Raw genomic sequence first — 20,947 nt, 5'->3', positions numbered from 1 at the left:
GGGAAATACAGGAACTTATCGTATTTTTATAAAATTATTCAAAAAATAGAAGTGTGATCGTAAACAGGTAATTTATTGATATTCAGCATATTAAGTCGATCCGGTTCACAATAACCTTGACCATTACAATCCAAAACTTATTTATCAATGAAAAATATTCAGACATCGATCACACTTAATTTCCTCGAAAAATAAAGAAAGCCCCAACATGATGTTGAGGCTTTGCCAAAAAATTAACTTACAAGAATTGAGTTATTTCACGCTGGTCACTCGACTTGCTTTCTCACCGGTAGCTGACACAGAACGGATAAACACTTCACCTTTCACATTTGGACGAGCATTATCTGCGTAAGTTAGCCAGTTCTTGCCGTCTAGAGAGTATTGAAGCTTCACCCCTGGGAACTGAACGTTCATTGCTAGCTTGCCATCTTCTACTTTCGCGCCTGGTACAGGTAGGCGGTAGTCGATACCCGCTTTTTCTAGCTTAGCCAGTTCGCGTTGGCCAAGTACGTTCGCAAAGCGGTTGTAGTCTTGGTTTAGCGCAGCTTTGTTTACTAGGTTAGAGTTTTGCGAGTATTCAACACCCACTTTGTAGTCGTTTTCCCAATCAGCACGGTGCCATGCACGTTCAGCGGCTGCCAGTACGCGAGGGAATACCATGTACTCGTATTGCTCGTCGTTACGTACTGTCTCAGACCACAGCTGTGCTGATAGACCATAGAAAGGTTTCGCTTTGATTTCACCTTTACCAGTGAAGCCGTTACCATCGCGGTCTACAGAGGTTTCTGCGTTCTGAGGCATGTTCTCTGGTGCAAAACCAAACATCTTACGAGTATCTGTTGCACGCGTCGCCCAGTAGTAACCACGCTCTTTCGGGTCAACTTCGTACGGCATGTCCATGTACACGTAGTCAGGGTTAGAAACGATAACGTCGTAACCTTTCTTAGACCATTCGTACACTGATGATGTGCCACCCCAGTAAAGAACGTCCCAGAAGTTAACACGTGTGTTTTCTGTTGCGAACGCTTTCTCACCTTCACTGTACTTAAGGCCATCTTGCCAAGCTTGGAAGTTTGGAATGCCTTTCTCTACCACCATCTTCGACACTTCTTCTGCAAAGTGGCTTGGTAGATGAGCAAAATCGCTTACCGTACCGTCTGCAATTAGCGTCTGACATTGTGGTGACTGTGCGAATGGCTTGTCTTGCTTAGACAAATCAATGTTACCCTTCCAGCTTACTTTGTCTTCTGCGTTGATGTCTTGCAGACCAGCGCCTAGCTTGATGTTCTTCGCTTCGTCACCACCAAAGTGCCATGTTGTTAGCGGCGTGCCCGCTTCTTGGTGCATTGCTGCTACTTCTGAAATCACTTTATCAACAAAGCGAGTTGAAGATTCCATACATGGGTTGATGAAGCTTTGCTTGTTGTAGAACTGAACCGTCGTTACGTTCGATGTATCTTGAGGATCCATCAGGCGGTACTCGTTCGCTTCTGCTTCTTTACCTTCTTCCATTAGACGGTCGTAACGTGCTTCCATTGATACCACTGCTGCACGAGCGTGTGCTGGCATATCGATTTCAGGAATCACTTCGATGTTACGCGCTTTCGCGTACTTCAAGATGTCCACGTAGTCTGCTTTGCTGAAGAAGCCAGAACCAAAGTTGTCTGTCGTTGCACCTGAGCCAAGCTGAGGCAGTAAACAGCTTTTCTCTTCCAAATCGAAACAACGGTTAGCACCCACTTCAGTCAGCTCAGGCAGACCCGGGATTTCTAAACGCCAGCCTTCATCATCCGTTAGGTGAAGGTGTAGTTTGTTCATCTTGTACGCGGCCATTTGGTCAAGCGTTGCAAGAATCGCGTCTTTAGAGTGGAAGTTACGAGCCACGTCCACCATCACACCACGGTAATCAAAACGCGGCGCATCTTTAATAGACAGTTGTGGTAGAGAATCAGCATTTTGGCTATCTACCAGGCCAAAGATAGATTGTACTGCGTAGAAAGCACCTGCTTGGTCTAACGCTTTAATCGCAATACCGTCGCCTTTGATGCTCATTTCGTAAGCACCAGATTTTGCCAATTCACCGGTGAAGTCTGCAGGAACAACAGTGATGCTTACAGGAAGATCACCACGAACATCCACACCTACCACTTCTGCACGACCTTGAATTGCTGCGTATTGAGCCTCATCGAATGCGTCTTTAGGCAGCGCAATACCCGCCGCGATATCTACCGTACCTTTACCTGCTTCAACAGACATTGGCGTTGGTAGTAACGTGGTTGATACGTCTTGTTTTGCTAGATCTTCGTTCTTCTCGAAACGAGACACAGCGCTCGCAAATACGTTGTTGTCATCTGGCGTACGTTTTAGGTTGTTACCCTCAAGGCCAGTCACGAAAGATGCAACGTCTTCTGTGTTAAGAGAAGCGATCATCTTAGGCTCTGCATTTGGTGCAGCAACGAAAGCGCCTGGCATGAAGTCAGTTTCAAATAGCTGCCAGTATTCAGCAACAAGAGGAAGCACAACCTCTTCACCCGCAGCAAAACCATCAAACTTATCTGTTGGTTCTAGTTTGTGTAGATCACCCGTTACGCGAGAGATTTTAAACTGTTCGTTTTCAACATCCAGAATCAGACGAATGCTATGGAAGTAAATAGCCCAATCTTTTGAGTCAACCGCTTCACCTTGGTTAACCAGCGTCATGTTTACCTTGTTACAAGACGCCCACTCAGCCCCTAAGTCCTGACAAGCAAGACCTTCGTTTGCACCGTGGTTAGTCAACACTTGGTATTGAATATCAAGATTATTAGCCAACGAATTTACAACTTGTTGTTCAGAGCTTTTCAGCGCAGAGCAACCTGCTAATGTAGTGATAACAGAAACAGCAATCAGACTAGGTTTAAACATCTTACTTCCCCAAAAAAGTCAGTGGTTCAAAACGACAATGATAAAAATCTAGGCCCCTCAAATGCGAGGTACCTAACCGTTACATTCAACATACAACCTGTTATTTCTAAGCGTAAAATAAATAGAAATAGGAAGTGATCCAGTTCAAAAAATGACACTCAGCAAAAACAATAAAGACCTAATTTTCATGGAGTTACAATACACGTCAAAATCGAACAACTTGTTTTGACAAGTTTGCTGCGATCTAGGTCACTTATATTCATGAGTTACGACTGATTTTGTAAGATTTGGATCACGCCTAATTATTTTGTGAACCATTAGTAAGCGAATTACCTATTTACCTTTCGTGAAGTGACTCTCATTTATTCGTCGTCAAAACTCGTCAATATTTTTAGAAATGACGATTTTGTCGAATACACCACTGGAGAAATTGCACTTAACCTCACGCTATTTTGCGTATAAAGTTTAAAGGTATCTTATCTGAGGGCCACTCTATGTTTCGTCTCTTGACGCTCATATCATCTCTACTTGTTACTTTGACTCCTTTTTCCTCTTATGCAGAGCCACAGCATTGGTTAGCGAAAAAAGGGGAAACCGAACTTATGATTATTGGCTCGGTACATGTGGGGGATAAAACGATGTACCCACTCCCTAGAACGGTCATCCAGCACTTAAGCCAAAGCGCAGGGTTGATTATTGAAGCAGACGTCAGGAATTCTGAAGGCTTGGTTTACCCACAAACAACCATTCTTTCTAAAGATGTTTTAGACAGAGCTCAACGTCGGCACTTAATTGAAATTGCCCAAGATTTAGGTTTGCCAGAAACTCAACTCCTAAATTCCCCACCTTGGATGGCTGCATTCACCATCCAACTCGCTTTAGTCAACAAACTGGGGTATGTCTCTGATAAAGGGGTCGACATGCACCTAATAGGACTCGCTGATAAAAAGCAAATCCCGGTCATTCCACTAGAGTCCGTGCAATTCCAAATCGATTTAATCGCAGGTCAATCAGAAGGCGGTAAAGAGATACTTCTCTCGTCAATTGAAGAATATGATGGCGGAGAAGAGTTGGTTCAATGCTTGATAGAGAGTTGGAAGAGTGGTGATGGTCGCATGTTGGTCGAAGCCTCTTTGACCGATCATACAACAGAAGAGTTTAACCAAGCCTTTTTATACGAGCGTAATCGAGATTGGGCTAAAAAACTCGACACTGGCAGTGTTCTACCTCAACAATCGGGTCGCTACACCGTTGTTGTTGGTGGCTTGCATTTAGTAGGTAAAGATAACCTGATTGAACTGCTTAAAAATCGGGGATTTAACATCAAACCACTGGGTAAGACGCGCCAAGCAAATTGTGATACCTAGTGATTGTTTGAAAAATGCCATTTAAATACAATTATTTAAATACAACCATTTAAAATTCATTCAAACTTTCTTATAAAACGCCGTTAAGCTAAGTGGATACAAAACAACTCATATGAAATTTAAATATTTATTCCTATACACGATTGGAATTATGCTCACTTCTTCGTTGTCTTATGCTAAATCGCCATGCAACGTAGAATCTTTTCAAGCTATTGATATAACTACGGAAGTAAAAGGCGGTGTTTTAGATAAAGAGAGTGGTCAATTTCTTATTACCGAAAAACCAATGATGCGTTGCGCGAACATCACGTTTTCAACAGCCCACACTCGAAATCGCGTTGCACATATGATGAACCAAGGCTTTGAAGCGGTTTACTATGATGGAAATACAAGCAAATCTCACTCAGTAACGTTTGATGAAGACGATTTAAAAGCGGGTTACGTCAAGATTGGGCCAAATCACCCAAAGACCGCTTATGTCTGTTTCACTACTTCTGAAACTCCTATCAATACTATCTCGTGTGACATCAAGTAATAAATTTACTCGCTCTAAAAAATGAAAAGGCCCTACATTTCTGTAGAGCCTTCCTCTCAATACGTGTCGGTGAAGAGCCATGTTCTAACTTCAAGCGAACCCCATTTGGTTCGATACTATTGAAGTCTAAAATTACTAGCACTAAAAACGACGAAAGCCTGCTCATTGAGCAGGCTTTCTAAAAGTGGTCGGTGAAGTAGGGATTCGACGCGACTGGGCTTCCAGAGGACTGGCATTCCAGACCCCGATCCTCTGGTTCCAAATAAATATCACCAAATACGAAAAAGGCTCTACATTTCTGTAGAGCCTTTTTCTCAATATGTGTCGATGAAGAGCCATATTCTAACTTCAGGCGAACCCCATTTGGTTCGCAACTATCAAAGCCAAATTTGCGACCGCTGAAACGACGAAAGCCTGCTCATTGAGCAGGCTTTCTAAAAGTGGTCGGTGAAGAGGGATTCGAACCCCCGACCCTCTGGTCCCAAACCAGATGCGCTACCAAGCTGCGCTATTCACCGAGATGTTTAACTGAGGAATTGTCCCCGTCAACGAATGCGTATATTACGGATTCTGAACTTTGGCGCAAGTGCTTTTTACAAAAAAACCTTAGGTCTTAATTCGTTTGATGAATAACTGAACACTAGCACGTAAAATGTGACTGATAACTCACAACAAAATACAGTTTATTAACCTTAGCAACATAATTGATCCAGATCAGTGTGCAACAAGACACCGCCATTTAGTTTATTCCTGTCGGGAACATCTTGGAGGAAACGTATGGACTTTTGGCTTGATCTCCTATTTGGTAATGCAGTGGGTCTATCGTCAATGATAGTAATTTTTGGGGCAATTGGTCTGATGTTATTTTACGGCGGTTTCTTCATGTACAAGATCATGAACGACAAATCTCCTCACTAGATCTCGCTTAGCTCTAGAAACGCTTTGCACCGGAGTCGGTTACTTGCCTACTCCGGTTTTTTATTTGATCTCAATGCACCACTCATTGATATAATCCTATTATTCTTCCCTGTTCTTAATGAGATTACTGCTATGTCTCACGACGACGATTTTGATCTATTTCAACAGATGATGGGCGATGTAAAGCCAATCACTCAAGACACCACCGAACACAAAAAAGTACACCAAGTAACAGAAGCACAGCTCGCAAAACGCGAAGCAGCAATCTGGTTAACGGAAGATGACCCAGAATACCTATCACTTGATCACGCTGAAATGCTCAAGCCAGAGGACTTTGTTGAGTTCAAACGTGATGGTGTACAGGACGGGGTTTACCGCAAACTTCGCCTTGGTAAGTATCCAATCCAAGCTCGCTTGGATTTGCACCGTAAAACATTGAAAGAAGCACGTGATGAAGTCGTGACGTTTTTAAAGCAATGCCTATCAATGGACATTAGAACGGTCGTTATCGTCCATGGTCGCGGAGAACGCTCAAATCCACCGGCAATGATGAAAAGCTTTGTTAGCAGTTGGCTACGACAAATAAAGGAAGTCCAATGCGTCCATAGTGCGCAACGCTTTCACGGTGGAACTGGAGCCGTTTACGTCCTACTTAGAAAAAGTGCGGAAAAGAAATTAGAAACCCGCGAACGTCACCAAAAACGGTTAGGCTAAATTTCACCCTAATGCTAGAATGCCCGCCCTTATTCTTCCTTCCCCTTAAAGGAAGGGAGCTTCATTCGCCGTTGTGAAACGTTAGGAGACAAAAATGTCACAAGACAACGCTAAACGATTAAATAAATTCATCAGTGAAACGGGGTTTTGCTCACGCCGTGAAGCAGACAGACTGATTGAGCAAGGCCGTGTCACCATTAATGGCAACAAACCTGAAATGGGGACAAAAGTGCTACCTGGTGATGATGTTTGTGTGGATGGTAAGCCAGTGGCAGCAAAAGAGAAGCCGATTTATATCGCTCTCAATAAACCAACAGGCATCACCTGTACAACTGAGAGAGACGTCCCTGGAAACATCGTTGATTTCATCGGCCACCAAAAACGTATCTTTCCGATCGGCCGCTTAGACAAACCCTCTGATGGTCTGATCTTTTTGACCAACGATGGCGACATCGTGAACAAAATCCTTCGCGCAGGCAACAGCCACGAAAAAGAGTACGTCGTACGCGTGGACAAGCCAATTACAGGCGAGTTTCTCAAACAGATGTCGAGTGGCGTTAAGATTCTCGACACAGTCACCCTACCTTGTAAGGTAACGAAAGAAACTAAATTCTCTTTCCGTATTGTGCTCACTCAAGGACTTAACCGTCAGATCCGTCGCATGTGTGAAGCGCTGGGCTATGAAGTATTCAAGCTGCGTCGCGTACGCATCATGAATATCTCTCTTGATGGTATTCCGAATGGAAAATGGCGTTACCTAAGTGACGAAGAAGTGGCAGAGATCCTAGCAATGTGTGAAGGCTCTGTAGGTACAGAAGAAGCATCAAAAACAGACTCTAGAGGTCGCAACATTCGTAAAGCGACCGACGCGAAGCTGTTTGATAGCCGTGAAGAAAACCAAGATTCTACTGCTCGTCGTAACCAGAAGACACGAACTTTCCGCGGTAACAATGCTGATGAGTTCCGTCATGCACCAAACTCGAAAAAAGGTCAACAAAAGCGTCGTCAGCGTGATGATGAAGGCGGACGTCCAGCTAAAGAACATTACAAAGCGAAACCACAAGGTGAACGCAGCAGACCGCAAGGCGAGCATGGTAAATCGCACCGTAAACCAGATGCATCGAGCAATACGCATTCAGCAAACAAGCCTCAATCACCGAGTAAGCCTAAGCAGCATTACATGAATCCAAATGCCGCGAAACCAAGCAAACCAGCTAAACGCACTGGTGGTACATTGAGTCTGAAGAAGTAACACTTCACTGACACAGGCAAGATCAAAAAAGGACGCTCATGAGCGTCCTTTTTATTTGTCATGAGTTTACAAACAAAGAGGTGCAAACTGACCACGAGTTAAGCTCAGCAAATCTCTCGGGGCTAACTCAATTTCTAAACCACGTTTACCAGCACTCACACAGATTTTGTCTTGCTCTGCTGCGCTTTCGTGCAAAAAAGTAGGTAAGGCTTTCTTCTGCCCTAGTGGGCTAATTCCACCAACGACATAACCTGTGGTCTTTTGGGCGATTTCCGGATCAGCCATATCGGCCTTTTTGCCCTTCGCTGCTTTCGCCGCCAGTTTTAGGTTCAGCTTTTGATCAACAGGGATAATCGCAACCGCAAGGTTCTTTGGCTCCCCGTTCAAGCAGAACAACAAGGTTTTAAATACTGTTTTCGGATCCTGTCCTAGCACTTCAGCAGCCTCCAAGCCATAACTATCGGCTCTAGGGTCATGCTCATACTGATGAATCGTGTGTGGAATTTTTTTCTTTTTCGCAAGATTAATGGCCGGAGTCATCAAGATTCTCCTCATAAAAACAAAAAGCGCAGACTGAATTGGATCTGCGCTTTTAGTTAATGATATCAGCGAGTTTGAGTCAATCGCTTTTTCTCTGTTGGGTTACTGATCAATCGCCGTATCAACTAAATACGTGATTTCACCTGAAGTGGCATACTCATTAACATCAATAGGGCTGTGTGTTTCTAAATAATCCTTCAGAACCTCAGCATCGGTAAAACCTGTATTTACATACCCTGGATGATCGTCGATTTTAGGGTAACCATCTCCACCAGCAGCATTATAGCTTGGTACGGTAAAGCGGTAATTACCATCTAAGCGAAGTTGCTTATTACCAATAAACACATTGGTTACCTCACCATTATTGATACTCATCGCAATGCCTGCAAACTGTGCATAAGCACCAGAGTCAACAGGCTTAGTTGCAACGACATTTAGATAATCCAATACCTCTTTACCCGTCATATCAACGTAAGAAACCATATTGCCAAATGGCTGAACAGTGAGCACGTCTTTATAAGTAATATCACCCGCAGCAATCGAATCTCGAACACCACCAGAATTCATTACAGCGAAATCTGCTTTCGCACGTTCCATGTGAGCCGTTGCAATTAATCGACCTAAGTTTGTTTGCTGGTAACGAACCACATTGCGGTCACCCTCAAGCTTACCGTTAGATTCTGCAATCTTCACGTTTAGTTTGCCCTGACCTTTTTCTTGATAAGGACGAAGAAACTCAAGCATCGCTTCGTCTTGTTTAATCTCTTCTTGGATCAAGACTCGTTGCGACTGACCATCAACTTTAACTTTCTTTTTCAAGTTTACAGGGATCAGATCGTAGCTCACCATCGAGAGTTCGCCATTACGAAACTCGTAATCGGCGCGTCCCACGTATTTCCCCCACTCATGTGCCTGAACAATAAAGGTACCATTTTGTTTATCGGGCTGACATTCATCACCTGGTTTAAAGTTCTTTTTGATAACGTTTGGACCTTCCATGCACACAGGTTCTTGTGAGTGTCCTCCAACGATCATGTCGAGATCGCCGTCATTCAAATAACGAGCTAACGCCACATCGCCAGGAGCATTGATGCCTCTATTACCATTTTCATAGTGTCCCATATGCGTGACAGCAAAAATCAGATCTGGATACTCTGTCTCTTTCAGTTCTGCAATCAACTTCTTGGCTTCTTCTTTTGGGTCACGGAAGTCAATTTGTTCAATGAATTCAGGGTTGCCAAGTTTCGCTGTGTCTTCGGTTGTAAGACCAATGACCGCAATTTTAATGCCCTGCTTGTTAAACATCGCGTATGGTTGGAATAAACGCTTGCCAGTATTTTTATCGTAAATATTGGCAGACAACATCGGAAAATTTGCCCACTCTTGCTGCTTGAATAGCACGTCCAATGGATTATCAAACTCATGATTACCTAGAGCCATCGCATCGTAACCAATTTTGCTCATGCCTTTAAAATCCGGCTCGGCATCTTGTAAATCAGACTCAGGTACTCCTGTGTTGATGTCACCACCAGAAAGCAATAACACGCTCCCCCCCTCAGCCTGTATTTCTTCGCGCAAATCATCGATTAACGTTTTACGCGCCGCCATGCCATATTCACCGTATCGATTTTGCCAAAAGCGACCATGATGATCGTTAGTGTGCAATACGGTCAATTTATAGGTTGTATCGGCATTCCATTCTGGTACAGGTTGCGTAGCACACCCAACTAACGAGGCCAAGATAGCGGCACTCAAAACAGTTTTGATCATCAGACGCTGATTCATTTATTTACCTTTTTCTTATTGGGATTACTGATGCACATTTTAAGCATTGGATCTATTTGAAAACCACGTGCACCCTAACACATTGATTTAATAATTATGATGCATTGTTTATCAATAACAAATTCATCAGTAACAAGTTTGAGAATTTACAGTTTTTCAGATAAAAAAATAGCCAACACTCGGTTGGCTATAGTATTTGTTACCACCAGTCATCTGGCGTTTACTTGATATCGATATCTGCAAAGCTCTTGATTAGATCATCAAGCGATTTCATTTGTGCTAAGAATGGCTCTAACTTGTCTAGAGGCAGTGCAGATGGGCCATCACAACGCGCTTGGTCTGGGTTTGGGTGCGCTTCGATAAATAGACCTGCGATGCCTGTCGCTAGACCCGCTTTTGCAAGTTCAACTGTCTGCTCACGACGGCCGCCAGATGCTGCGCCTGATGGGTCACGCATTTGTAGTGAGTGCGTTACGTCAAAGATGATTGGGCTACCTTTCGAAGCATTTTTCATCACACCAAAACCAAGCATATCAACCACTAAGTTGTCGTAGCCGTGGCAAGAACCGCGCTCACATAGGATGATCTTGTCGTTACCGCATTCTGCGAACTTCTCAACGATGTTACCCACTTGACCTGGGCTCATAAATTGAGGTTTCTTCACGTTGATAACCGCACCTGTTTTGGCCATAGCTTCAACAAGGTCAGTTTGACGAGCTAGGAATGCAGGAAGCTGAATAACGTCTACCACGTCAGCGACAGGTTGAGCTTGCGCTTCAGTGTGAACGTCCGTGATGATCTTTACACCAAAAGTGTCTTTCAGCTCCTGAAAGATTTTCATACCTTCTTCCAGACCTGGACCACGGTATGAATGAACAGAACTGCGGTTTGCTTTGTCAAACGACGCCTTAAATACGTAAGGAATACCAAGTTTTTCCGTTACTTTTACGTAGTGCTCACAGATCTGCATCGCAAGATCACGAGACTCAAGAACGTTCATACCTGCAAATAGGGTGAATGGCTTGTCGTTAGCAACCTGAATGTCGCCGATATTAACGATTTTCTGTTCCATTTTGATTCTCTTTTTCTGTCCACGATACGCCACCGTTCGGCACATCGATAAAATTAGTGAAGTGTGACGTGCGTTTCACTCATCACATTAACTTGTGATTTTAGTAGCTCAGAAGCCGGATCGTCAGGGCATTGGTCAATAAAGTACTGAAAATCTGATACCGCTACTTGAGGGCACTCTAGCTGTTGGAAAATAAAACCACGGTCACGAATTTCGTATGGGTCATCTGGCACAAACGTTAGAGCAAGATTCGTACAACGTAATGCCAGCGTATAATGCTCTTCACGCAACATCGCACTTTTAATCAATGCCAACCAGCGACCAATAATTGTTGGGTTGTCAGCTTCCTCAAAATGTTCAGGCTTTAGCTGAGCTAGCGGTCCTTCCTGGCCAATAAGCCAAGCTTGAAGAATCCTTTCACCTACATACTCACCATTAAATGGGTTGATGTAGTCTGGCTTCTTATGCATCCAGTCGACTTTTAACAGGAACTGAGTAGGGAAAGTAACTCCCTTCAACGGGAACCCCAGCTTTTTGCCTAGGTATAACAAAATCGAACCTAAGCTCACAGGAATACCTTTTCTGCGCTCCAACACTTTATCGATGAAGCTGTTGTCCGAAATAAAGTATTCCTGCTCGTCGCCTTTGAATCCCCACTCGTGGAAAAACAGTCGTAGGAATGCATCAAATCGTTGCTCTTCATCGGTTTCATGAACAAGCGTGGCTTCTGCATCTTTGTAAAGACGCTCTAACTCTTGTTTCGCCCAATGTACTTTGGTTTCTGGGTTAATCGCTTTGTTTAGCTCAAGCGCACCTTCCACCAAAGGTATATTGTCAAAATCTTCGTCAAAAAACTCTAACATGACGTCTATCCAAATAACGTAGGGCTCTTAGACACAGCAATGTTTGCAGCCATGACCAACCAACCTAATGCGCCGAAAAAGCCAAATATCTTCAGTAGGTTGTTTTTCGCAAGTTTCAATGAGAAGAATCCAAGCGCAATGTACGCCAGTACGCAGGTGATTTTGTTTGTTAACCACGGTGCGGCATCGGTAAACGGGATGAAACCAGTAATGAAAATAAGCGCGATACCTGACACTAGCAATGCAGTATCAACGATGTGGGGAAACACTTTCAAAAAGCGATTATTCCGCTTCGGTGAGTTCATCATCATTAATACGAATCGGATCGATAGTAGCGTCGCGCTGAGAGCGATCGTCACTAAGTGTATGTGTTTTAGAGCTACGTACATTTTTCTTCTCTTTTTTAGTTAGTGTTTGCTGACTTCCGTGATTAACAGGCAAAACAACCGAGCGTTACTCGATCGTTACCACCGTAATCTTTTTCCGTGGCAACTTGTTGGTAACCAAAACCACGCATTATCTCACGTACGGCATCACCCTGATCATAACCATGTTCGAATGCCAGCCAACCGCCTACTTCAAGATACTGACGAGCAAGATCCGAGATATGACGAATATCAGCTAAGCCATTCTCTTTAGCAACTAATGCAGATTTTGGCTCAAAGCGCACATCACCTTGGGATAAATGTGGATCTTTTTCATCAATATATGGCGGGTTGGAGACAATTAAAGCAAACTTCGTACCCTCTGCAATAGGCTCGAACCAACTGCCTTGAGCAAAGGTCACATTTTTGATGTTTAGCTGCTCAGCATTGTACTCTGCAAGTGCTTTCGCTTCTTGTTTGAGATCTACGCCCATCACTTGACGTTTTGGCATTTCAGATGCGAGTGCGATAGCAATTGCCCCCGTCCCCGTTCCAAGATCTAAAATAGGTCCTGTTTGCTCATAGGTCTTATCGAGTGCAACCTCGACCAAACGTTCTGTATCCGGTCTTGGGATCAAGGTAGAGGGAGAAACTTTGAACGGTAAAGACCAAAACTCTCGCTCACCAATAATATAAGCGACGGGTTCACCAGTTAAACGTCGTTCAAGTAGAGCGTCAAACTGAGATTTTTGCTCTGCTTCTAACGCTTTTTCTGGCCAGGTCAGCAGGTAAGTTCGTGGTTTGCCAAGGACATGGCAAAGGAGTACAGCTGCATCGAGAGAAGGCGACTCTTTGCCGCCTTCTGCTAGTTTCGCCGTCGCACTTTTCAGTGCTTGCTCAATCGATTGAACTTGGCTCATCGATTAGCCGTTCTCTGCGAGCGCCGCAAGTTGGTCTGCTTGGTGCTCTTGAATCACAGGATCAATCAAGCTCTGCAGGTCACCTTCCATCACTTCGTTCAAACGATAGATGGTTAGGTTGATACGGTGATCAGACACACGACCTTGTGGGTAGTTGTAGGTACGAATACGGTCACTACGGTCACCAGAACCTAGAAGGTTACGACGTGTATCAGACACTTCTGCGGCACGACGCTCTTCTTCCGCTTGAACGATACGAGCAGCAAGAACCGCCATTGCTTTCGCTTTGTTCTTGTGCTGTGAACGCTCATCCTGACACTCTACTACCGTACCCGTTGGTAAGTGGGTAATACGGATTGCAGAATCCGTGGTGTTAACGTGCTGACCACCCGCGCCAGATGCACGGAACGTATCGATTTTCAGGTCTGCTGCTTTGATTTCTGGCAGATCCGCTTCAGGGATTTCCGCCATTACTGCTACTGTACAAGCAGAAGTATGCACACGACCTTGAGACTCTGTTGCTGGAACACGCTGTACACGGTGACCGCCTGACTCAAACTTCAACACGCCGTATGCACCGTCGCCGCTTACTTTTGCGATCATCTCTTTGTAACCGCCGTGTTCTGCTTCGTTAGAAGACATCACTTCGATACGCCAACCACGCTTTTCTGCGTACTTGCTGTACATACGGAATAGATCACCCGCGAAGATACCCGCTTCGTCGCCACCCGCACCTGCACGAATTTCTAGGAAACAGTTACGATCATCGTTCGGATCTTTTGGCAGAAGAAGAATCTGTAACTCATCAGTAAGACGCTCAATCGTCGCTTTCGCTTCTTTGATTTCTTCTTGCGCCATTTCACGCATCTCTTCGTCGTCTTCGTTTGCCATCTCTTCAGCGGCGACAAGATCTTCTTGTGCTTGTTGATAAGCTTGGAAGCACTTGGTTACTTCTTCTAGCTGAGAGTACTCTCTTGATAGAGCACGGAATTTGTCCTGATTTCCAATTACATCAGGATCACCAAGAAGATGTTGAACTTCTTCGTAACGTTCTACTAGCGTTTCTAGCTTAGTCAGAATAGAGGCTTTCATAGTGTCGTTTTCTTAATAAAAAGCGTGAGTTATAGATCATCCAAGCCAAGTGTTTGGCGGATAATCGTTAATTTTGCTGGTTCGCCTTGCTCTGCTGCACTTTGCAATGCGCGAGTTGGAGCGTGAATCAGTTTGTTGGTGAGTTTATTACTCAGCTCGCGCAGCACTTTCTCCGGATCTGCGCCTGCCGCTAAAGATTGCAAACTTTTGCTCAGTAACTCTTCACGAATTTCGTTGGCTGATTTGCGATAGTCGCGAATACTATCGACGGCTTGCAGTGAACGCAACCATGTCATAAACGCAGCGCTTTCTTCACTAACAATCGCTTCAGCTTGAATCGCTTCGACTTTACGCTGCTCAATGTTGCTGTCGATGATAGATTGCAAGTCATCAACAGAATACAGATATGCGTCGTTCAGTTCACCGACTTCCGACTCCACATCTCGCGGCACCGCAATATCGACCAACAAGATAGGTTGATGCCGGCGCTGCTTTAGAGCCGTTTCGACCATACCTTTGCCAATAATAGGCAATGGGCTCGCCGTTGAGCTAATCACAATATCCGCTTTCGCCAAATGTTCAGGAATTTCGTTCAAACTGATCACTTCTGCGCCAAATTGGTCCGCTAATCCTTGCGCGCGCTCTTTAGTGCGGTTCGCGACAATCATTTTTGTGCAACCGTTGGACGCTAAATGCTTCGCGACCAATTCAATCGTCTCACCCGCACCAACTAAAAGCACGGTTGAATCTGATAACGACTCAAAAATATGTTTTGCCAGTGTACATGCCGCATAAGCCACGGACACGGCATTACCACCAATATCTGTCTCTGTTCTTACCCGTTTGGCGACTGAGAACGTCTTTTGAAACAATTTATCAATCGAGGCATCGACGGCTTGATGATCTCGCGAGTCAGAAAATGCTTGCTTTACCTGCCCCAAAATTTGAGGCTCACCCAACACCAGAGAGTCAAGACCGCACGATACGCGCATCAAATGCTTTATTGCAGCTTGTTCTTCATGAACATACAAACTCGGCATTAAATCTTCGCGGCTCACTTGATGAAATTGAGCAAGCCAATCGATCAACTTGTTTCGCGCTCCTTGCTTAACATCGCAGTACAACTCAGTTCGGTTACAGGTTGAAACAATCACACTGCCGTTAACCGCTTCGTGCTCTCTAAGTTGCTCGAGTGCAGGGCCGAGTTTATCCGGACCAAACGCCACCTTCTCTCGCAAGTCGACAGACGCTGTATTGTGATTAATTCCAATAGCAAGCAAGGACATCTAACGTGGTATCTCTGGGATAGGTTATAAAATAGGTCCAGAATTTTACTGTAAGCACGCATTTATTGAAAGGGTAAGCCGGATTTGTTTTCCTAAGTGCGACTTTTCAATGCTATAGTTGTGAGCGATTCCCGATGAAACTGATTAATAAGCCATCAAACATGACGTTACGCTCCTTTATTCTTTTTTTCTTGTCGAGCTTACTGCTCGCTGGTTGTTCGTCCGTTCCTGAAAGTGTTACCAGCGTTGAATGGCAAGCTCATGAGCAGCGACTCGAAACCATCCAAGATTTTCAGGCAACGGGGAAACTTGGTTATATTGGCCCAGACCAAAGACAAAATTTAAACTTCTACTGGAAACATTCTTCAGCACTAAGCCAGTTGCGTTTAACAACGATTCTCGGACAAACGGCATTAAAGCTCACCATCACCCCACAAGGCGCCACAGTAGAAACTTACGATGATCAGGTCCTTTCTTCTCACAGTGCTAATCAGCTGATTTACCGTCTTACAGGGTTGATGATGCCCGTCGATCACATGCCTGACTGGCTATTAGGTCTACCGACCGATGCCGACAAATTCCAACTGTCTCCAACCAATACACTGCAAGCGTTAAACAAACAAATTGGTTTAAATGATTGGAGTATTGCATATCAAAGATATGGCGACGTTCAATGGCATGAACAGTCTCTCCCTCTGCCAAATAAGCTGAAACTCACCACAGCTGATGTCAAAATAAATCTAGTGATCACAAAATGGAACATCACCCAATGATTGAACTTTCAACACGCTGGCCATCACCAGCGAAATTGAATCTCTTTCTATATATCAACGGCCGTACAGAGAATGGCTACCACGAGTTACAAACGTTATTCCAATTCGTCGATCACGGCGATGAGCTCACCATTCAAGCGAACCATTCTGGTGATATTACGATTTCTCCAGAGATAGAAGGTGTGCCTCTTCAAGACAATTTAATTTGGAAAGCAGCAACCGCGCTTCAAACTTACTCAAACTGCCCTTTTGGCGCGCATATTGAGCTACAGAAAGTGCTGCCTATGGGTGGAGGCATTGGTGGGGGCTCATCGAATGCAGCTACAGCATTAGTGGCACTGAATTACTTATGGCAACTGAATCTAACTGACGACGAACTGGCTGAAATAGGTTTAAAACTAGGCGCAGACGTGCCCGTATTTGTGCGCGGATTTGCAGCTTTTGCTGAAGGTGTTGGTGAAAAACTCTCTCCTGCTTATCCCGAAGAAAAATGGTATTTAGTCGTCAGACCGAATGTATCTATCGCAACCGTCGACGTTTTTTGTCATCCAGATCTGACGCGAAACACCCCAAAACGAGATCTAGAAACACTTTTAAATACGCCAAGCGTAAACGATTGCGAAAAAATTGTACGAATGCTCTACCCAGAGGTTGATAAGCAACTTTCTTGGCTGCTACAATACGCGCCGTCAAGATTGACGGGGACAGGATCTTGCGTTTTTGCTGAATTTTCGAGCAAATCTGAAGCAGAAACTATCCTTGCACAACTCTCTGATAAAGTCTCGGCATTTGTCGCTCAAGGGCGCAATATTTCGCCATTAAAAGAGACTTTGGCTGAATACCAATCAGCCTCACACCGACCTATTTAAACTGGACGCAAACCCGAGGTTTCCACCGTGCCTGATATGAAGCTATTTGCTGGTAACGCAACACCTGAACTAGCCCAACGTATTGCTGATCGTCTTTACATCTCTCTTGGTGATGCATCTGTTTCTCGCTTTTCTGATGGCGAAGTTGCAGTTCAAATCAATGAGAATGTTCGTGGTAGCGATGTTTTCATCATTCAATCCACTTGTGCACCGACTAACGACAACCTAATGGAATTGGTTGTTATGATTGATGCAATGCGCCGTGCTTCAGCAGGCCGTATCACTGCAGTTATCCCTTACTTCGGCTACGCTCGCCAAGACCGTCGTGTACGTTCTGCGCGTGTGCCAATTACTGCAAAAGTTGTTGCTGATTTCCTATCTAACGTTGGTGTTGACCGCGTTCTAACTATCGACCTACACGCAGAGCAAATTCAAGGCTTCTTCGATGTACCTGTAGACAACATCTTCGGCACGCCAGTGCTACTTGAAGATATGCAGGCTCGCGGTCTAGATAACCCTGTAGTGGTATCTCCTGACCTAGGTGGCGTTGTTCGTGCTCGTGCAACAGCAAAAGCACTAGGCGACATCGACATCGCAATCGTAGATAAGCGTCGTCCACGTGCAAACGTTTCTGAAGTAATGAACCTAATCGGTGATGTTGAAGGTCGTGACTGTGTGATCGTTGATGACATGATCGACACAGGTGGCACACTATGTAAAGCAGCTGAAGCACTAAAAGAGCGCGGTGCTAAGCGTGTATTCGCTTACGCTACTCACGCAGTATTCTCAGGCAACGCTGCGGATAACATCAAGAACTCAGTTCTTGACCAAGTTATCGTAACTGACTCTATCTCTCTGTCTAAAGAGATGGCTGCAACAGGTAAAGTGACAACACTAAGCCTATCTCGCATGCTGGCTGAAGCGATTCGTCGTATCAGCAACGAAGAGTCAATCTCTGCAATGTTCAACTAACACGAACATTTCAGTTACACTGATTTCAAAAGCACCCCTCTTTGGGGTGTTTTTTTATTTGTACTGATAACTAGAAAATCCCTTGGTCGCCCACTGCGAGAATTCTGTGCTATCATACTGCGCTTTTTGAGATTCCAGAGAGATCCTAACCTTGAGTCAACAAATCAAACTTCTTGTTGGTCTTGCTAATCCAGGACCAGAATACGCCAGAACTCGTCACAATGCGGGCGCTTGGGTTGTAGAAGAATTAGCACGCGTTCACAACGTTACACTGAAGAACGAACCAAAGTTTTTTGGTCTAACAGGACGCATTATGGTCAATGGCCAGGATCTCCGTTTGCTTATCCCAACCACCTTCATGAATCTATCAGGTAAATCGATCGCAGCGCTTGCGAAATTTTATCAAATTAAACCTGAAGAGATCATGGTTGCTCATGACGAGCTAGACTTACCGCCAGGTGTCGCTAAGTTTAAAAAAGGTGGGGGGCACGGTGGACACAACGGTCTGCGTGACACCATTAGCAAACTGGGCAATAACAAAGATTTTTATCGTCTTCGTATTGGCATTGGTCATCCGGGACACAAAGATAAAGTGGCGGGTTTTGTATTAGGTAAAGCGCCAGCTAAAGAGCAAGAGCTTTTAGATGCAGCAGCTGATGAGGCTGTTCGTTGTCTAGATATCCTGATTAAGGATGGCCTATCTAAAGCACAAAATCGCCTCCACACGTTCAAAGCTGAATAAGGTTACTATCATGGGTTTTAAATGTGGCATCGTTGGTCTACCTAACGTAGGTAAATCAACTCTGTTCAACGCACTAACTAAAGCGGGTATCGAAGCAGCAAACTTCCCGTTCTGTACCATTGAACCAAACACTGGTGTGGTTCCTGTGCCAGATCTACGTCTAGACGCACTAGCTAAGATCGTTAACCCACAGAGAGTTCTTCCAACGACGATGGAGTTCGTGGACATCGCTGGTCTTGTTGCTGGTGCATCACGTGGTGAAGGTTTAGGTAACAAATTCCTAGCTAACATCCGTGAAACAGACGCGATTGGCCACGTTGTACGTTGTTTTGAAAACGAAAACATTGTTCATGTTTCAGGTAAAGTTTCACCTATTGAAGATATCGAAGTGATCAACCTTGAACTTGCAATGGCTGACCTAGATTCTTGTGAGCGAGCGATTCAACGTAACGCGAAGAAGGCAAAAGGCGGCGATAAAGACGCAAAATTTGAACTAACCGTACTAGAGAAACTGTTACCAGTACTAACTGAAGGCGGCATGGCACGCACAGTTGAGCTATCTAAAGAAGAGTTAGCAGCAATCGGCTACCTAAACTTCCTAACACTGAAGCCAACTATGTACATTGCAAACGTAAACGAAGATGGCTTCGAAAATAATCCATATCTAGATGCGGTTCGTGAGTTCGCAGAAAAAGAAAACAATGTCGTTGTACCTGTATGTGCAGCTATCGAATCTGAACTATCTGAACTAGAAGATGAAGATCGCGAAGAATTCCTAGCAGATATGGGGATCGAAGAGCCGGGCCTGAACCGTGTAATTCGCTCTGGTTACGAACTACTGACTCTACACACCTACTTCACAGCAGGTGTTAAAGAAGTACGTGCTTGGACAATCCCTGTTGGTGCAACTGCGCCTCAGGCGGCAGGTAAGATCCACACTGACTTCGAGAAAGGCTTTATTCGTGCAGAAGTAGTCGGTTACGACGATTTCATCCAATTCAATGGTGAAAATGGCGCAAAAGACGCAGGTAAATGGCGTCTAGAAGGTAAAGACTACATCGTAAAAGATGGTGATGTTGTACACTTCCGCTTCAATGTTTAATTAAATGAATGAATTCTAAACACTTCATTTACACTAAAAGCCAGCTGTTAAGCTGGCTTTTTTAATACCTTAAGTAAATGAACAAAAATAAATTACGCAACCGCAAGCTAATTTATTTCCAGTTTTAGATCATAAACACGCCTCTTTGTTTAAAAAGGAAGCGAACGAGGTTTTTTCCGAAATTTATTAAAAAAAACTGTTGACGGATCTCACTCAACTTCGCATAATGCGCGCCGTTCCCAACGACAAGGCAACGAAGCGTTGAGAACAAAAAATATGGTTTTGGCTACGTAGCTCAGCTGGTTAGAGCACATCACTCATAATGATGGGGTCACAGGTTCGAATCCCGTCGTAGCCACCATTCCTAAATGTTCTTTTTATCAGAGCAGTTAGGAATAGATGCGGAAGTGGCGGAATTGGTAGACGCACCAGATTTAGGTTCTGGCGCCGCAAGGTGTGAGAGTTCAAGTCTCTCCTTCCGCACCATATTTTAAATAGTCATTGTGACTATTGCCTGCAGGTCTATCGCCAAGCGGTAAGGCAGCGGCTTTTGATGCCGCCATTCCCTGGTTCGAATCCAGGTAGACCTGCCATTATTCAAGTGAGATTCCTTTATAAAAGGGGTTGTCACTGAGAGCGTGAAGGTTTATATTGTCTCGCTCCAAAAGATGGCTACGTAGCTCAGCTGGTTAGAGCACATCACTCATAATGATGGGGTCACAGGTTCGAATCCCGTCGTAGCCACCATGAACAACGTTATTTAGGTTTTTACCAATTACCTTGATAACTACAGAATAAGTTGCGGAAGTGGCGGAATTGGTAGACGCACCAGATTTAGGTTCTGGCGCCGCAAGGTGTGAGAGTTCAAGTCTCTCC

General features: G+C 44.5%; 19 protein-coding genes and 5 tRNA genes. 14 read left to right on the top strand and 10 right to left on the bottom strand.

Annotated elements, in window-relative coordinates; all coding sequences use genetic code 11:
* Nucleotides 1-252 precede the first annotated feature (252 nt).
* A complete protein-coding gene (locus tag L3V37_RS18790; protein WP_237306763.1) occupies nt 253-2,904 on the bottom strand; it encodes a beta-N-acetylhexosaminidase in 2,652 nt (883 codons plus the stop codon).
* Nucleotides 2,905-3,398: 494 nt separating this feature from the next.
* Between L3V37_RS18790 and L3V37_RS18785 the strand changes: the two genes are divergently transcribed.
* Together L3V37_RS18785 and L3V37_RS18780 are read left to right on the top strand one after the other, a co-directional pair.
* Nucleotides 3,399-4,271, top strand: a complete 873-nt coding sequence (locus tag L3V37_RS18785) for a TraB/GumN family protein (protein ID WP_225497176.1) — start codon at nt 3,399-3,401, stop codon at nt 4,269-4,271.
* A 112-nt stretch (nt 4,272-4,383) separates the two neighbouring features.
* Nucleotides 4,384-4,806 (top strand): hypothetical protein, encoded by a 423-nt coding sequence (locus L3V37_RS18780; protein WP_237306762.1) that lies wholly within the window; start codon nt 4,384-4,386, stop codon nt 4,804-4,806.
* 441 nt (nt 4,807-5,247) lie between these two features.
* Here L3V37_RS18780 and L3V37_RS18775 read toward each other — a convergent pair.
* Nucleotides 5,248-5,324, bottom strand: a tRNA-Pro gene (locus L3V37_RS18775).
* A 259-nt stretch (nt 5,325-5,583) separates the two neighbouring features.
* On the opposite strand from L3V37_RS18775, the gene L3V37_RS18770 reads away from it, so the two are divergent.
* The 3 genes from L3V37_RS18770 (at nt 5,584) to rluF (ending at nt 7,690) form a co-directional block, all read left to right on the top strand.
* The gene (locus L3V37_RS18770; RefSeq protein ID WP_014231074.1) at nt 5,584-5,724 is read left to right on the top strand and encodes a DUF3149 domain-containing protein; all 141 of its coding nucleotides are present in this window, start codon (nt 5,584-5,586) and stop codon (nt 5,722-5,724) included.
* 132 nt (nt 5,725-5,856) lie between these two features.
* On the top strand, nt 5,857-6,438 hold the full coding sequence (gene smrA / locus L3V37_RS18765; RefSeq protein ID WP_005382233.1) for a DNA endonuclease SmrA: 582 nt from the start codon (nt 5,857-5,859) through the stop codon (nt 6,436-6,438).
* Nucleotides 6,439-6,532: 94 nt separating this feature from the next.
* The gene (rluF, locus tag L3V37_RS18760) at nt 6,533-7,690 is read left to right on the top strand and encodes a 23S rRNA pseudouridine(2604) synthase RluF (protein WP_064377052.1); all 1,158 of its coding nucleotides are present in this window, start codon (nt 6,533-6,535) and stop codon (nt 7,688-7,690) included.
* Between the two features lie 66 nt (nt 7,691-7,756).
* On the opposite strand, the gene ybaK is transcribed toward rluF, so the two are convergent.
* The 8 genes from ybaK to hemA form a co-directional block, all read right to left on the bottom strand.
* Nucleotides 7,757-8,230, bottom strand: a complete 474-nt coding sequence (gene ybaK / locus L3V37_RS18755; protein ID WP_005384092.1) for a Cys-tRNA(Pro) deacylase — start codon at nt 8,228-8,230, stop codon at nt 7,757-7,759.
* 102 nt (nt 8,231-8,332) lie between these two features.
* Nucleotides 8,333-10,015, bottom strand: coding sequence for a bifunctional UDP-sugar hydrolase/5'-nucleotidase UshA (gene ushA / locus L3V37_RS18750; protein WP_237306760.1), 1,683 nt, complete (start codon nt 10,013-10,015; stop codon nt 8,333-8,335).
* A 220-nt stretch (nt 10,016-10,235) separates the two neighbouring features.
* Nucleotides 10,236-11,087, bottom strand: a complete 852-nt coding sequence (kdsA, locus tag L3V37_RS18745; RefSeq protein ID WP_005384095.1) for a 3-deoxy-8-phosphooctulonate synthase — start codon at nt 11,085-11,087, stop codon at nt 10,236-10,238.
* 53 nt (nt 11,088-11,140) lie between these two features.
* On the bottom strand, nt 11,141-11,950 hold the full coding sequence (locus tag L3V37_RS18740; protein ID WP_005384098.1) for a SirB1 family protein: 810 nt from the start codon (nt 11,948-11,950) through the stop codon (nt 11,141-11,143).
* A 5-nt stretch (nt 11,951-11,955) separates the two neighbouring features.
* Complete coding sequence (locus L3V37_RS18735) at nt 11,956-12,339, bottom strand: SirB2 family protein (RefSeq protein ID WP_005382225.1); 384 nt, start codon at nt 12,337-12,339, stop codon at nt 11,956-11,958.
* A 41-nt stretch (nt 12,340-12,380) separates the two neighbouring features.
* Nucleotides 12,381-13,235 carry a peptide chain release factor N(5)-glutamine methyltransferase gene (gene prmC / locus L3V37_RS18730; RefSeq protein ID WP_237306758.1) on the bottom strand — a complete coding sequence of 285 codons (855 nt, stop codon included), beginning with the start codon at nt 13,233-13,235 and terminating at the stop codon, nt 12,381-12,383.
* Nucleotides 13,236-13,238: 3 nt separating this feature from the next.
* Nucleotides 13,239-14,327, bottom strand: coding sequence for a peptide chain release factor 1 (prfA, locus tag L3V37_RS18725; RefSeq protein ID WP_005382222.1), 1,089 nt, complete (start codon nt 14,325-14,327; stop codon nt 13,239-13,241).
* A gap of 29 nt (nt 14,328-14,356) precedes the next feature.
* Entirely contained in the window at nt 14,357-15,613 is a 1,257-nt protein-coding gene (gene hemA, locus L3V37_RS18720) for a glutamyl-tRNA reductase (RefSeq protein WP_005384104.1), read from the bottom strand.
* A 134-nt stretch (nt 15,614-15,747) separates the two neighbouring features.
* Between hemA and lolB the strand changes: the two genes are divergently transcribed.
* The 9 genes from lolB (at nt 15,748) to L3V37_RS18675 (ending at nt 20,818) form a co-directional block, all read left to right on the top strand.
* Nucleotides 15,748-16,386, top strand: coding sequence for a lipoprotein insertase outer membrane protein LolB (gene lolB / locus L3V37_RS18715; RefSeq protein ID WP_237306755.1), 639 nt, complete (start codon nt 15,748-15,750; stop codon nt 16,384-16,386).
* The gene (gene ispE, locus L3V37_RS18710) at nt 16,383-17,255 is read left to right on the top strand and encodes a 4-(cytidine 5'-diphospho)-2-C-methyl-D-erythritol kinase (RefSeq protein WP_213869001.1); all 873 of its coding nucleotides are present in this window, start codon (nt 16,383-16,385) and stop codon (nt 17,253-17,255) included. Before lolB ends, ispE begins: the two co-directional genes overlap by 4 nt.
* A gap of 27 nt (nt 17,256-17,282) precedes the next feature.
* Nucleotides 17,283-18,227 (top strand): ribose-phosphate pyrophosphokinase, encoded by a 945-nt coding sequence (locus L3V37_RS18705; RefSeq protein ID WP_005393176.1) that lies wholly within the window; start codon nt 17,283-17,285, stop codon nt 18,225-18,227.
* Between the two features lie 151 nt (nt 18,228-18,378).
* The gene (gene pth / locus L3V37_RS18700) at nt 18,379-18,969 is read left to right on the top strand and encodes an aminoacyl-tRNA hydrolase (RefSeq protein ID WP_005384112.1); all 591 of its coding nucleotides are present in this window, start codon (nt 18,379-18,381) and stop codon (nt 18,967-18,969) included.
* Nucleotides 18,970-18,979: 10 nt separating this feature from the next.
* The gene (gene ychF / locus L3V37_RS18695) at nt 18,980-20,071 is read left to right on the top strand and encodes a redox-regulated ATPase YchF (RefSeq protein ID WP_005393178.1); all 1,092 of its coding nucleotides are present in this window, start codon (nt 18,980-18,982) and stop codon (nt 20,069-20,071) included.
* Nucleotides 20,072-20,355: 284 nt separating this feature from the next.
* Nucleotides 20,356-20,432 (top strand) — tRNA-Met (locus tag L3V37_RS18690).
* A 40-nt stretch (nt 20,433-20,472) separates the two neighbouring features.
* A tRNA-Leu gene (locus tag L3V37_RS18685) sits at nt 20,473-20,557 on the top strand.
* A 32-nt stretch (nt 20,558-20,589) separates the two neighbouring features.
* Nucleotides 20,590-20,664: transfer RNA gene (locus L3V37_RS18680), tRNA-Gln, on the top strand.
* A gap of 77 nt (nt 20,665-20,741) precedes the next feature.
* Nucleotides 20,742-20,818: transfer RNA gene (locus L3V37_RS18675), tRNA-Met, on the top strand.
* Nucleotides 20,819-20,947 lie beyond the last annotated feature (129 nt).

Origin of the sequence: Vibrio sp. D54 (genome assembly GCF_021728075.1) — a bacterium.
In the GTDB taxonomy this organism is placed as follows: domain Bacteria; phylum Pseudomonadota; class Gammaproteobacteria; order Enterobacterales; family Vibrionaceae; genus Vibrio; species Vibrio alginolyticus.
The sequence above is the reverse complement of the archived record's forward strand: the minus strand, read 5'-3'. Positions and strand labels throughout refer to the sequence as shown.